The 14430-nt window shown below is 67.2% G+C and carries 6 protein-coding genes; 3 read left to right on the top strand and 3 right to left on the bottom strand.

The genetic code is table 11. The features are described from left to right. Positions 1–8: 8 nt before the first annotated feature. Positions 9–6293 carry an RHS repeat-associated core domain-containing protein gene (locus tag ABZS29_RS13830; protein ID WP_355461696.1) on the bottom strand — a complete coding sequence of 2095 codons (6285 nt, stop codon included), beginning with the start codon at positions 6291–6293 and terminating at the stop codon, positions 9–11. A 249-nt stretch (positions 6294–6542) separates the two neighbouring features. Here ABZS29_RS13830 and ABZS29_RS13825 point away from each other — a divergent pair, with 249 nt between their 5' ends. Next, on the top strand, positions 6543–10538 hold the full coding sequence (locus ABZS29_RS13825) for an RICIN domain-containing protein (protein WP_355461695.1): 3996 nt from the start codon (positions 6543–6545) through the stop codon (positions 10536–10538). Positions 10539–10556: 18 nt separating this feature from the next. Then, positions 10557–11123 (top strand): hypothetical protein, encoded by a 567-nt coding sequence (locus ABZS29_RS13820; protein ID WP_355461693.1) that lies wholly within the window; start codon positions 10557–10559, stop codon positions 11121–11123. Between the two features lie 6 nt (positions 11124–11129). On the opposite strand, the gene ABZS29_RS13815 is transcribed toward ABZS29_RS13820, so the two are convergent. Beyond that, entirely contained in the window at positions 11130–11447 is a 318-nt protein-coding gene (locus ABZS29_RS13815; protein ID WP_355461692.1) for a MerR family transcriptional regulator, read from the bottom strand. Between the two features lie 837 nt (positions 11448–12284). After that, positions 12285–13298, bottom strand: coding sequence for a LacI family DNA-binding transcriptional regulator (locus tag ABZS29_RS13810; RefSeq protein WP_355461690.1), 1014 nt, complete (start codon positions 13296–13298; stop codon positions 12285–12287). A 150-nt stretch (positions 13299–13448) separates the two neighbouring features. Between ABZS29_RS13810 and ABZS29_RS13805 the strand changes: the two genes are divergently transcribed. Next, positions 13449–14429, top strand: a complete 981-nt coding sequence (locus tag ABZS29_RS13805; protein WP_355461688.1) for an ABC transporter substrate-binding protein — start codon at positions 13449–13451, stop codon at positions 14427–14429. The last annotated feature ends 1 nt before the right edge of the window (position 14430 follow it).

Here is a 14430-nt window from a genome sequence, read left to right as displayed (position 1 = left end):
TGGTCTCCTTACGGTTGGGGCGGGGTCAGCACGATGCGATCCAGAAGGTTCTGGAATTCATCCTTGGTCAGCTGCACGCCTGGTCTCAGCATGATCTCGTAGTGCGTCGGGTTCCCGCCGGTCTGCATGATCCGCAGCCTGGGGTCGATCGTGGACCTGTCGACCTTCCACGGCTCGAAGCCCTTACTGACGAGGTTCGCGGCATTGGTGTCGGTCGAGGGGCCGGCGTTGGTCCGCACGAAGTTGGTGCCGTCCTGCAGCTTCGCCTCGCCTTCTTTCAGCCGCCACGGCTGCTTGTCGGGCGACCTGACCCCACGGTAGAGCGGTGTGTCCTCGTCCGGTCCGGGGCCGAGCCGGCGCTGGGTCTGCTGGGGACCCTTCTTCCGCTTCTGCTGCCTGTCCTTGTCATGGTCCACCGGTGGCCGGGGCTTGACGACCGGAGGGCGGGGCTTGGGTCTGACCTGGGGTTTGCCGCCGGCGCCGTCGCGGTGGGTGGTGTTCCTGGGTGCCCGCTTGTCGGCGTAGTGCTTGACGATCGTCCGGTAGATGATCTTCGCCTTCGCGACCACCTTCATGACGAGCACCGTGATCAGCCTCCACAGCGTCACGATCGTGGTCACGACGACCTTGACGAGTTTGACCACCGAGTGCCACGCCCATTTCAGGACGTCCCAGATGTTCTCGACCTTCTCGCGCCATTCGATCGTCTGTACTTCCTGCTGGTACGACTGCAGGTACATCTCCAGCATGTACACGATGATCAGCACGATGATCAGCACCGGGATCACGACCACCACGGCGAAGTCGCCGCTGGAGTCGTTGTAGCTGACCGGGTTGTTGTTGGCGTAGCCGTACCCGTTCATCTGCCGTGGATCGCTGGTGTCGAGCACCGAGTCGACCGACAGGAATCGGCCGGTGCTCTTGTCGTACTGCCGCGACCCCAGCTGGACCAGCCCGGTGTCGGCGTCATTGGTGCCGCCGTGGAAGTCGCGCTGCCCCGGCCAGGAGGTCGGCGCGGCGCCGCGGAGGTCGCCGTACGGTGTCGTCCGGCGTTTCTGGACGACCTGCGTCACCGAGTCGATCGCGGTCTGCGGCGTTCCCTGCAGGTCGCTGATGAGCCAGCTGAGGTCCGCTCCGGACCGTACGGCGACCACCCGGTCCCCGAACCCGTAGTACCGCGTCCCGGTCACGGTCTGACCGGACTTGTCGAGGTGCAGCTCGGTCTCTCCGACGTACAGGGTCGTCCCGGTCGAGTCGCGACGGATCAGCCGCTTCCCTTCCGCGTCGTACACCGCAGCCGTCGAGGCCGTGCCCTTGGTCGTCCCGGTCAACCGGTTCTCGGCGTCCCAGGCGAGCACCTCGTCCTTGCCGTCGGCCGTCCGCCGGGTCGTGTTGCCGACCTCGTCGTACCCGAAGGTCTTGGTCTTGGTCCCGGCCGGGCCGGTCGTGGTGACGCCGGTCAGCGCGTGCGGCTTCGCGCTGCCGTACTCGTAGGTGCTCGTCGTGGTCCCGGCCGGTGTGGTCGTCTTCTCCGACTTGCGGTTGCCCGCCGTGTCGAACTCCCACTGCTGCCAGTACGCCGCCGGCCCGCCGAGGCTCGCCGCGCTCGGTGCGGCCGCGCAGTCGCCGGCGCCGTTGTCCGCACCAGGCTTCGGCGTCCAGGCCTGGGTCAGCCGGCTCAGGTAGTCGTAGTCGAAGCACTGGGTGTCAGTGGCCTCGTTCGACGCCGCCGGAGCGATGTCGGTGATCTTCTTGATGTTGCCGCCCGGGTCGTACTCGTACTGGGTGTCGGAGACCCGCTTGGGCGACAACTCCTTGTCCACCACGACCCGGCTCACCCGGCGGGTGATCTGGTCGTACTCGAACTTCTGCTGCACGAACGGACCGGACGCTGTGCCCAGGGTCAGTACGTCGGCGTCCTCGAACGGCGTGTAGGTCAGCGCCCGGACGTAGGTGTCCTGGCCGCCCATCGAGGTCGGCATGCCCTGGGTGTTGTAGCCGTAGTTGATCGTCTCGGCCCCGAGCCCACCGCCTGCCGGCAGCGACCGGGTGGCCACCTTGCCGTCGTCGGTGTAGGTCTGGCCGATCGTGTAGGTGCCGGCCAGCTTGCCCTCGGACGCAGGCAGCGTCAGCGTCGTGCCGGTGGCCTGCCCGGACGCGTCGTACCCGGTGATCGCGGTCGTGTACGCCTCGGTCTTGCCGTCCTTGACGACGTAGCGCGTCGAGGACGTCGTCCGCCCCGCCGCGAGCGTGTCGAACTCCCACTTGGTCTGCAGCGGTCCGTCCGGACCGTTCAGCCGGGTCTCGGTCTTGCGGCCGACGGAGTCGTAGCCGTTCCACAACTTCACACCACGGGCGTCCGTCGTCGACACCAACTGGTCGGCGGCGTCGTACTCGAACTTGCTGACGCCCTTGTCCGGGTCACTCTCCTCGATCTTGCGGCCCTGGATGTCGTACTTGTAGCTCCAGACGCTGCCGGCCGGATCGGTGACCGACTTCAGATCGCCGGTCGGCCAGTAGGCGTACTTGGTGCTGTCGTACGCCCCCGTCGTACCGGCGCCGCGGTACTGGCGCAGCTCGATCAGCTTGCCTTCGGCATCGGTGATCCGGGTGGTCGGCGTCTCGCCGTCCGGCGGATCGATGCTCTGCTTGCCGGTGGAGATGTCGTGCTCGATCGACCACTTCTCCACGCCCATCGACTTGAACAGCTGCCGCTGGGGCCGCTCGGCCTCGTCGTAGACCGTCACCTCCTGCTTGGGCAGGGTGGCCTCGTCGACGACCTTGAGCTCGCCCTCGGCCAGGGTCGCGGTGTAGTACGGACCGTTGACCTTGACCTCGAGACCACGCGAGTCGTACCGGGTGTCGGTCACCAGCCAGCCACCCCGGGGCGACTGCTCGTGCGTCTGCCGGACGCGGCCGAGGCCGTCGAACAGCTCGTAGCTGACGTCGTACGTGCCGCTCTTGACCCGGCGCTTGGTGACGACCGACGACGGTCCGTCGTCGCGGACGGAGTACGTCATCTCCAGGTCGGCCGGTCCGGTCGTCGCGTGCCCGGCGTCCCAGGTCTTGGCGACGCGCCCGACGGCGTCGAGCTGCCGGACGCCGCGGCGCCCGTCGGCCGTCTGGACGGCGGTCTGGACGCCGAACGCCGGCTCGATCTCCCCGACCACCTGCTGGCCGTTGTCAGCCGTGTCGGTGACCTTCGTGAGCGGCCCGTACACCGGGCTGTACGCCCGCCGCGTGGTCCTGTTCAGCGCGTCGGTGGTCTCGATCTGCCGGCCCTGCGAGTCGTACTTCGCAGCGAAGGTCAGCTCGTACGTCGGCGCACCGGCCGCGTCGAACCCCGACAGCCGCTCGGCCCGGGTGATCAGCCCGACGGTCGGAGTGGCGGTCGGCGAGGTGGCGCCGTCGTAGAACAACCGCTCGTCCATCAGCACGTCGGCGTTGGTGAACGGCTGGTCGCAGCGCTTCCCGACCTGTTGCTGCCGGGCCGGGAGCTCACGCAGGTTCTTCGCCGCGTTCTCGACGTAGGTGTACCGCGTGCAGGTGTCGTCCGTCGTGGTGCTGAGGTCGCCGGCCTCGTCCTTGGCCAGCAGGCGGCCACCGGCGTCGTAGTTGTTCTGGGTGGCGACCTTCACCGCGCCGGTGCCGGTCGGCTGGTACTGCGTGACCTGCTTCTGACCCGAGTAGCGCGCGGTCAGCGTGCCCCACGGTCGCGTCATGGTGGCGGTCGGATCGGATAGGTAGTAGTCCGCGATGCTCTTGTTGACCACCTCCGCGCCCTTGTACACGATCTGCTCACGGGTCTGGCCGGCGAACTCGTTGACGTCCGCCACCGCGGTACCGGTGGAGTCGGTGATCTTGACGTCCTTGGTGCCGCCCGCGGCGGTCCGGTCACCGTCGAGGCCGCGGAAGTACAGCGTCTCGTTGACGGACTGCGGCTCGTCGGCACGGCCCTTGATCACCTTCACGCGGCCGAAGCCACGCCACTGCGACCAGGTCGACTCCTTCAGGTCCGTCCCGGCGTCCTGCTCCTCGAAACGCCAGGCCGGCTTGTCGAGGTACTGGACGGTCGTGACGACCGGTACCGGCGCCTGCCACGGGTCGCTCGCCGAGACGGTCCGATCTGTCTGCTGGACCGACTGCACGACGTACTTGTGGAACCAGTCGGTACGGTCGGGTGAGGTGTCGAGCAGTGACCACTTCTGCGGCCGGCAGCGCCGGTCGTTGTTGTCCGGTGCCGGCAGACCCGTTGGCAGACAGTCGATCGGGTAGTAGTTGACCGCGATGTCACCACCGGTGCCGCCGTGGACGGCGTTGATCCGGAACCACTCCAGCGGCGGAACGGTGTCGCTGCCGGTGTCGACCCGGTTGGCCAGCGGGACGCCGTCGAAGCTCGTCGTCGGCATCTGGATCGGCGTACCGGCCAGAGCGGTCGGGTTGATCTCCTTCAGCCACAGGGACGGACTGCTGTTGTCACCGCGCAGGTATTCCTGCCGCAGCGACCACGAATACACGTCCTCGTGCTTGTTCGTCGCGGCCCGCCACACCTGGGTCGTCACCTTGTCCAGCCGCAGCTGGGTCCAGAACGTCGGGGTGTAGTGGTTCTCGCAGTTCGTGGTGCTCGCGCAGGTCAGGTCCCACGGAGTGTCCGGGTACGTCGTCTTCTGCGTCGGTCCGCACGGCAACGGCGTACAGCGCTCGGCCATCGAGTACTGGACCTGGCCGATCGGCTTCTGGGTGAACACCTGGCCGTCGGTCTGGCCGTACTCGATCCGCTTGATGTTGCCCGCACGGACGTAGGTACTGACCGAGGCCTTGGTGAGGTTGCGGGCGTAGCGGTCGACCTCGGTGTTGTAGAACGTGCTCATCGTGTTGCCGTTGCGGTCGACGACGTAGTCCAGGTTCCACTGGTAGGCCTGCTGGCACCACGAGTCGGCGAACGCGGTCTTGTTGCACTGCTCACCGCTGTTGTTGCCGAACACCGGGACGGTGAACGCGGACTTGGTCTCCTCCTTGCCGGTCGCCCAGCCGGGGAGCCGGTTCAGGCCGAAGTAGTACTTCGTCCCGTCCTTCGACGTCATCCGCCAGTACTCGCCCTTGTCGGCCGCGGCGACGCCGTCGTCGCCGTTGACCGCGCCGCTGAGCCGCTCGACGATCGAGCCGTCGTCGCCGCGCATCCGCCAGACCTCGCCGGAGGCATCCTTCTTGGCCAGGACCAGGTCACCGGACTTGCCGTTGATCGAGATGTTCAGGCTGTCGCCCTTGAAGCAGAGGTCACCGGTCTTGCGGGTGCCGTTGTTGCCGCCGAGGTCCTTGGAGCAGGTCTTGTAGCGGCGCTCGATCGAGCCACCGCCCATCAGGTTGAAGCCCTGACCGACGATCGAGGTCTGGTTGTTGGTCGACGACGACAGTCCGTCGAGCGCGCCGGAGGAGTAGCTCAGACCGGTGCCGGGCTCGGGACCACCGGACGCCGGCGGGGCGTCGAACGGCAGTTGCCACTCGAAGTCACCGGACGAACCGCCGACGCTCCAGGTGGAGGCGCCGTCGCCGATGCCGGACTTCTTGTAGTCGCCGGCACCGCTCGAGTCACCGGCCGCGACCATCAGGGTCTGCGCCTCCGCACCCACCGGTACGTCGGCGATCACGTCACCGTTGCCGTTGTTCCGGGTCGGCAGTACGACGGTCTTCCCGTCCTGCTGCGTCGTGAACCGCAACCGGGTGGCCCAGTCGCCGCCGTACGTATCGCGGAACTCGCGGTAGTCGACGCCGACCGTGACCTGGCCGGACTTCGCCGTACCGTCGGCGCGGGTGACCTTCAGCTCGAGCGCGTCACCGCGCCGGCCGACCAGGTCGACCTTGACCTTGGCCGGTGCGGTGGTCGCACCCTTGGCCAGGACTTCGCGCGCGGTCGCGGCGGTCGGCGCGACCCAGACCGGCAGCTGACCGGCCTGGGCGCGCTGATTGACCCGCCCGCCGTTGAGAGCGAGCTGCCAGGTGCCGTTCGCAGCCGGCGCCGGTACGGCGACCTCGGCGGAACCGGCGGCCGGCCAGCGGGTGGCGGTCGTGCCGTGGAACTCACGATCGGCGGTCTTCGCCGCGGGCCGGGGATCGGCTTTCGCGGTGCGACCGTCGATCGACTTGTACTCGGTGGAATGGAACGCGGGATCGGGCCGGGTCGCGGCCGCCGCGGTCAAGCCTTGCTGCTGGGTGGACAGGATCAGCGTGACAGCCAGTCCGGCGGCAGTCGCCGTGTTGGCTACGAGTCTCGAGCGGAACCGTCGAGAGGGCATGGGCGGGCCTCCTGGGTAGACCCGAACACCTTGCCGTCTGGACACGCTCGGTCACCAGGTAAGAAGTGGACAACTTCCGGAACTGGACAGTACTTAACGCGCCGGATCCGTCGCGCGGTAACGATGAACATGACAGGGTCGTGCTCGTCCGGCGGAGAACTCTGACGTGAGGGTGGTGGGGGTATGCGTCGGCGACGCCTGCCTGTAAGAAAAGCAGTCTTGGGTGTAGCGGCTATTGCAGTAGCTGCGGTGCTGGTTCCAGGTCCGGCTCAACCGGTCGAAGCCGCGGCAGCCGCGGCTCCGATGATGATGGATCCAGAGCTGGCTTCCCCCGACGCGCGCGCAATGGCCACGGCCTTGCGCACCGGGCAACCGGTCGAGCTGACCGACCAGCGCACCGAGACCGGGCAGGTGTTCGCGAATCCCGACGGCACCAAGACGATGGAGCAGCACAGCCTGCCGGTCCGGGTCCGCAAGGGCCGCGACTGGGTAGCGCCCGACCCGTCGTTGCGGCTGGAGGCCGACGGGCTGATCCGCCCGGTCGCGACGATCTCGCCGCTCGTCCTGTCCGGCGGCGGCGATCAGAACCTGGTGTCGATCGGCAAGCCCGGTTCGCAGATCCGGCTCGGCTGGCCGGCACCCCTTCCGAAGCCCGTGCTGAGCGGCAACATCGCGACGTACCCGTCGGTGTTCCCTGGCGTCGACCTGCAGATCACCGCCGAGGTCGACCGCTTCTCGCAGCTGCTCGTGGTGCACAACCGCGAGGCCGCTGCGAATCCCGCCCTTGCCACGTTGAGCTTTCCGATCAGCGCCGACGGTCTGAACCTGCGCGTCAACCCCGACGGCTCCACCTCGGGAACCGACAAGACCGGCAAGCTCGTCTACACCGCCGACCGGCCGACGATGTGGGACGCGTCGAGTGTCGAGAAGCCTCGGGTGGCCAAGCTCGCCATCCGCCACGAGCGCGGGCGCTTCGTGATCACGCCGGATCGCAAACTCCTCACCGACCCGGCCGCGAAGTACCCGCTCTCGATCGACCCGTCGATCTCCGGTACGTCGGTCAACTGGCTGCACGTGAACGACGAGTCCACCCAGGCCGATGGCTGGACCTACGACCGCACCAACGGCGGCGCCAAGGTCGGTCCGCGCTACGGCGAACCGGACAACGTCTACCGGTCGATGTTCCTGATGCGGACGGTCAGCGGCGCCCAGGCGATCGCCGGCAGCACGATCCTGAGCGCGCAGTTCCGGATCACCCTGGACTGGAGTTCGTCGGGCACGGCCAAGCCGGTCCAGCTGTGGAGCCTCACCGATCTCGACACCGCAAACAAGAACCTGCACTGGAGTACGACGACGACGTACTGGAAGACTCAGCTGGACACCCAGTCGGGTGCGGCGTGGCCGGAAGAGAAGACCCTCCCGATGGAGTTCGGCCTTCCCGATGTGTCCACGCCGCTGCGGACCCTGGTGCAGAACGTCGCCAACGCGCGGAAGCCGACCCTGTCCCTCGGACTGCGGTCACCCAACGAGGGCACCAGCACCGAGGCGCAGTACCACTGGAAGAAGTTCATCCCCAGCTCGGCGGCCCTCGCGGTCACCTACAACACCGCGCCGAAGATGCCGAAGGGACTCAGCCTGACCCGGCCGCGCCCTTGCGGTACGGCGGCCGCCCCGACGCCGGTGCTGACCGCGCAACCGCAATGGGCGTCGGTCGCCGACGACCCGGACCTCGGTGACAACGTCACAACCACCTTGCAGATCAAGGATCCGGCCGGTGCGGTCGTGCACGAGAGCGCCGTCGGCCCGACCGTCAGCGGTGCCGCATTCGCCTGGCCGGAGACGCCGGTGGGCAAGTTGAGCAGCGGTGTCGTCTACAGCTACACCGCTTTCACGAAGGACGCCGCGAACGCGACCAGCCCGAGTACGCCGGCCTGCTACTTCGTGATCGACACGTCGGCGCCCGCCGTACCGCGGATCGAATCGACGGACTTCCCCGACGCCGGTGACCCGGTGATCGAGGCCCGCAAGGCCGGGAAGGTGACGTTCAAGCCTGGTGGCGGCGAGACCGACATCGACGAGTACGTGTACGGGTTCCAGGCGGATGCGCTGGTCAGCCGGGTCAAGGCCGGCCCGGACGGCTCGGCCACGATTCCGATCACGGTGCATCCGGATCCGGTGACCGGCGTACCGAGCTCGCGGTTGTACGTGCGGGCGACGGACCGAGCCGGGAACAGCAGCGCTATCCGTCAAGCGTGGGAGCTGGCGGCCAAGTCCCCGACCGGGCCGGCACCGTCAGTGCGTGGTGACAGCAACGGTGACGGCCGGGCCGATGTCACCGCGGTGCTCGATCACGGCTTCGGCCGCACCGGAATCTGGAACGTCGTCTCGGCGGGATCGAGCTTCTACGCCGGCACGATGGCGTGGGACACCGGTGAGGGCACGGGCTTCTCGCTGGCGAAGGTGAAGCCGGTCCAGGGCGACTTCGACGGCGACGGCCGGACCGACATGGCGGTCTTCCGGGCCGGCGCGGGCGGCCGGATGTGGCTGTACAAGCTGCCGTCGGACGGGAACGAGTACCAGAACCCGCCGGCGGTGTGGACCACCGAGACCGCCGGTTGGCAGCTGAACACGGCGCGCGTCGTGGCCGGTGATGTGGACGGCGACAACAAGGACGACATCGTCGTACAGAACGCCGGCACCGGTGACAACTGGCAGGCGCAGGTGTTCCGGGCCGCCGACGACTTCGCCGTACCGGTGAACTGGGTGGCGGCGACGGCCGGCAACACGTGGTCGCGCAGTGCGCCGCTGATCGCCGACATCGACAAGGACGGCAAGGCCGACCTGCTCAGCGTCCGCAACCTGACCGACTGCCGCACGGCGATCGACCTCTACCGCTCGACCGGTACGGCGTTCGCCGCGGCGACCACGATCTACGACTCCGGCGTGGACGGCTTCTGCTGGGACAAGAGCCGGTTCGGCGTCGCCGACCCGGACGGCAACGGCCAGGACGACGTGATCGCACTGACCGAGAACACGCCGACCGACGGCACCGTCGTCGTCTTCAAGTCCGGTGGCACCCAGCTCGTCAAGTCGGACTGGCGCCGGGTGACCGGGCTGGAGCTGGCCAAGATTACCATGGTCAGTGGTGACTACGACGGCGACAAGCTCGAGGACATCGGACTCCTGTACGCCGCCGCCGACGGCGATCGCGAGGTCTACACGCTGCACTCCACCGGTACGGCGTTCGACGACAAACTGAAGACGTGGTCGGGTGAGGTCGGCGCGGTGACCGGTCCGAAGTTCGACATCGAGCACCGGCAGTACGAGCTGGTCAACAAGAACAGCGGCAAGTGCCTGAACGTCCCGGGCAGCAGCGTTGCCGACAACACCCAGTACATCCAGTTCCGCTGTGTCGGTACCGCGCTGAACGAGCGGTTCCGGCTGATGCCGATCGCGGGCACCGACCAGTACAGCATTCGGCCTGTGCACACCGCGGTCGACGCCGGGCCGGTCAAGTGCCTGAGCGCTACCGGAGGCAGTTCGCAGGACGAGGCGGCCGCCGTACAGTCGACTTGCGGTGGCGGTCTCGGCGAGCCACGCGCGTGGGAGCAGGTGACCTTCGACTACGTCGACGGCAGTGCCTACGAGACCGTCGTACAGCTGCGATTCGCGCACAGCAACAAGTGCCTTGACGTCGCGGCAGCGTCGTTGGACGACAGCGCAGTGATCCAGCAGCAGGAGTGTGGCCAGTCCACCAGCGAGCAGTGGATCCTCCGGCCGGCCTTCAACGCAACGCAGCTCGGCGGCAGCACCGGCGCGACTCGCTACCGGATCGATACCCCGGTCAGCACCACGACGGTCCTCGAAGTACCGAAGTGTGTGACGGCTCCGAGCACTCAGGTCAAGATGGGCACCTGGTCGAGCACCAGTGCCTGCCAGAAGTGGACGCTGAAGAGTCTCGGCGACGACATGTACAAGATCATCGACGGCAACTCGAAGGTCCCGCTGGACATCAAGGGCTGCTCGAAGTTGCCAAGAGCAACGATGATCATCTTCCCGGACAATACGTCCGAGTGCCAGAAGTGGCGGATCGAGCCGACCCCGGGCGGCACCTACAGCGTGATCGCGGTCAGCTCCGGTCTCTCGCTGGACATCGCCAACGCGAGTTCGGCCGCCGGCGCCGAGGTGATCACCTGGTTCTACCACGGCGGCAAGGGCCAACGCTGGGCCTTCAAACCCCAGTAGCGGGAGTAAGGTCGGGCGGTGAGTCTCTTCCGCCGTCCGACCGACCCGACCGAAGCGGTCCTGCGCAAGCTGTCGAAACGCCTGCGCTGGTTCCGGCCGTCACTCGCCGACGCCCCCACGCCGAGTGACCAACTCAACCACTTCGCTCAGCATCGGCTGTGCCCGGCGATCGACCAGGGCGACCCGGCTCCCCTGGCCGCGACTCTGGCGATCATCGAAGCGGCCTTCGTCGAGACACCGGACGACAGGCTCGACGACGCCCTCATCGGCCTGATCGAGGTGATGAGCAACTGGACGTCGTGGCCGGAGACGCCGCCGGCCGTGATCGAGGCCCTCGAGACGAGCATCGGGCCGGCCACCCGCGAGCGGTGGAACCGCATCCGCCGGCAGAGCACCGTCGTCGCCGGCTGGCTCCGCGCCGGTAACGCACCTGACCGCACCGACGGCGGAGGGGACTATCGCGCAGTCCAGAACCCGGATCTGCGCTACCTGCTCCGATCGAGCACGCAGTACATCGACGACACCCTGGCCGTCAGCACCGCCGATCGCCTGCGGCACGAGCTGGCGACCGGCCAAGGAATGTAGTTCTCGCTAGACCTGCTGGTTGCGCGCCTCGTTGATCTTCAGCGCCTCAGCAAGCTGGTCCTCGAGAATGATGATGCGGCAGGCCGCGTCGAGCGGCGTGCCCTGGTCGACCAGTTCGCGCGCGCGGGCCGCGATGCGGAGCTGGTAGCGGGAGTAGCGGCGGTGGCCGCCTTCGGAACGCTGCGGGGTGATCAGCTTCGCCTCGTCGAGGCTGCGCAGGAAGCCGGGCGTGGTGCCGAGCATCTCCGCGGCCCGCCCCATGGTGAAGGCGGGATAGTCATCGTCGTCGAAATGGGCCGGTCCGGCCGTCTGACTTGAACTCAACAAACTCTCCGAATGCGTGTCTGGATCATCGAACCTCGTGCCGAAGGGCCCCGATGCCGAAGCACCGGGGCCCAAAGGGGTTGTTGGATTGTCACCATCTACCGGCGGTGAAGCCGGCCAACTCCGAATGCGTAACCGAAGACCACCTTCTTCCGATGGAACTACGGCACCCGCCCGGCGAAGTACTGGCACTGGCGGGAGATCCGACGGCGTAATCCCTTCCCTTCTCTCTCGAAACACACGTGCAACTGCTACTTCAACAACTAACTACAACTGCAAAACCACGTACTGCAACTGCCTACTGCAACTTCAACTGCGTACTACATCTTGCTGCGTCAAGTCCGGAACCTCTTTCGACCACTGGCTCCACGGACTCTGACCTCGGCGTGAATCCCGAGCCCTTCCACTGATCGGCCCGGCGGAATCCGCCGTCGTCATCACTCAGTCCTGATGTTCTTCACTCTCAACACGAGGAACATTACACAGCTCACCCACCAATGTCTACTCCGGCCAGCACAGATTTTCTCCACCCCCGACCCCAAGAGCGCCGACCCCCCTCCCCCAACCTCCCCCCGGCGTACCGAGTGTGCGGAGTGCGTCGCCAGAAATCGATATCCGGCGACACGCTTCGCACACTCGGCGAAGGTCAGCACGCCGGCACCACTCGCGGCACGCACGCCGGCATCCGCCTGCCCCTCATCCCCGGCGCCCACACCCCGTCGTACCCAAAGGTGGGCTGCCTTCTCTTTGTGCACGAAAGCCGACCTTGTGCACCCACCAGTCACCTTCGTGAGGTCTGGATGGTTGGTGGGGTCCCAAAGATGAGCTGGGCGGGGGCTAGCGCGGGCCGGTGCTCTCGCGGACGATGAGTTCGGCGGGGACGAGGTCGTGGGGCAGCGGCGGGCGGCCGGCGATGCGCTCGGCGAGTTGGCGGAAGGTACGGCGGCCGACCTCGATGAAGTCCTGGTGGACGGTGGTCAGCGGCGGACTGAAGTACGCCGCCTCCGGCACGTCGTCGAAGCCGACGACATGCACGTCCTTCGGCACCCGGATCCCGGCCTCGGCGAAGGCGCGGAGCAGACCGAGTGCCATCTGGTCGTTGGCAACGAAGACCGCTGTCAGGTCCCGCTCGCGCACCAACTCGCGGCCGACGAGGTAGCCGGAGTGTGGAGTCCAGTCGCCGCGAAGGAGTCGGGGCGCTTCGGCGTTGTGTCGTTCCAAGGTTTCTCGCCAGCCGCGTTCGCGGTCTTGGGCCTCGAGCCAGTCGATCGGACCGGCGGCGTGCCAGACGGTTCGGTGGCCCAGGGCCAGCAGGTGCTCGGTGGCGCGCCGCGCACCGTCGTACTGGTCGACGGCGATCACCGGGACGGGCGTGTCCGGGCGGCCGCCAATTGCGACCAGCGGCATGTCGCCCGGTGCACTCTCGAGCGCCTTGGCGGCTGCCGCGTGCGGTGCGATCGCGACGATTCCTTCGACGGCCTGACGCCGGAGGGTTTCGATCGCATCCGCGATGGCCGACCGGTTCGGCGTACCGACGCTGGTGATCGTGATCGAGTAACCCGCTTCTCTGGCAGCGTTCTCGATGCCGTAGAGCATGCTGGCCGGGCCGTACAGCGTCGAGTCGAGAGCGACGACGCCGAGGATGCCGGTCTTGCCGGTGACGAGTGCGCGGGCGGCCGAATTGGGGCGGTAGTTGAGCTTCTCCACCGCGGCGAGCACCTTGGCGCGCGTCTCCGGCCGGACCGGTCCGGTGCGGTTCACGACACGCGAAACCGTCATGTGGGACACGCCGGCCAGGCCGGCCACATCGGTCAGGCTCGCCTGCCGCTCGGGCGGGCCGGTACTCGTCATCGTGGCAGCCTCCTGATCGAATGTTAACGATAACAGCACTTTGTTACCTGTTGCCCGACCGTTATCAGGAGGTATTGACGGCTGAAATGTTAACGCTCACAGTTAGTCAGCGCAATCTGGTAGCGCTCCGAGGGAAGGACTGGCATCGCCATGCTCAAGAAGATCTCCGCACTCGTGCTGGCCGGCGTCATGGCCGCGGCACTGACATCGTGCGGCAAGGAGGACGGGTCCGGCGCCGCTGGTGGCGGCGGCGGTAAGACCACGATGGGCTTCTCGCAGGTCGGCGCCGAGAGCGGCTGGCGCACCGCGAACACGAAGTCCGTCCAGGAGGCCGCCAAGGCCGCCGGGATCGACCTGAAGTTCTCCGACGCCCAGCAGAAGCAGGAGAACCAGATCAAGGCGATCCGCTCCTACATCCAGCAGAAGGTCGACGTGATCGCCTTCTCGCCGGTGGTCGAGTCCGGCTGGGACACCGTGCTCAAGGAAGCCAAGAACGCCAACATCCCGGTGATCCTGACCGACCGGTCCGTCGACTCGGCGGACAAGACGCTGTACAAGACATTCCTCGGCTCGGACTTCGTCGAGGAGGGCCGCAAGGCCGGCAAGTGGCTGGTCGACGAGTCCAAGTCCGCGACCGGACCAGTGAACATCGTGGAGCTCCAGGGCACCACCGGCTCCGCCCCGGCCAACGACCGCAAGTCCGGTTTCGCGGAGGTGATCGGTGCGGACCCGAAGTTCAAGATCGTCGCCTCGCAGAGCGGTGACTTCACCCGGGCCAAGGGCAAAGAGGTGATGGAGGCCTTCCTCAAGTCGACGCCGAAGATCGACGTCCTCTACGCCCACAACGACGACATGGCTCTCGGCGCGATCGAGGCCATCGAAGGCGCCGGCAAGGTTCCCGGCAAGGACATCAAGATCATCTCCGTCGACGCGGTCAAGGACGGTATGCAGGCGCTGTCCGACGGCAAGATCAACTACATCGTCGAGTGCTCGCCGCTGCTCGGCCCGCAACTGATGGACCTGGCCAAGAAGGTGCTCGCCAAGGAGGAGGTCCCGGCCCGCGTGGTGACCGAGGAGACGACCTTCACCCAAGAGCAGGCCAAGAAGGTCCTGGCCTCGCGCCAGTACTGAG

The organism is Kribbella sp. NPDC005582 (assembly GCF_040605415.1).
Classification (GTDB): domain Bacteria; phylum Actinomycetota; class Actinomycetes; order Propionibacteriales; family Kribbellaceae; genus Kribbella.
This window is presented reverse-complemented; position numbering and strand designations above follow the sequence as displayed.

Bases quoted from the DNA above. Each gene is read 5' to 3' on its own strand.
- ABZS29_RS13805 (WP_355461688.1), top strand. From the start codon at position 13,449: ATGCTCAAGAAGATCTCCGCACTCGTGCTGGCCGGCGTCATGGCCGCG.
- ABZS29_RS13830 (WP_355461696.1), bottom strand. From the start codon at position 6,293: ATGCCCTCTCGACGGTTCCGCTCGAGACTCGTAGCCAACACGGCGACT.
- ABZS29_RS13810 (WP_355461690.1), bottom strand. From the start codon at position 13,298: ATGACGAGTACCGGCCCGCCCGAGCGGCAGGCGAGCCTGACCGATGTG.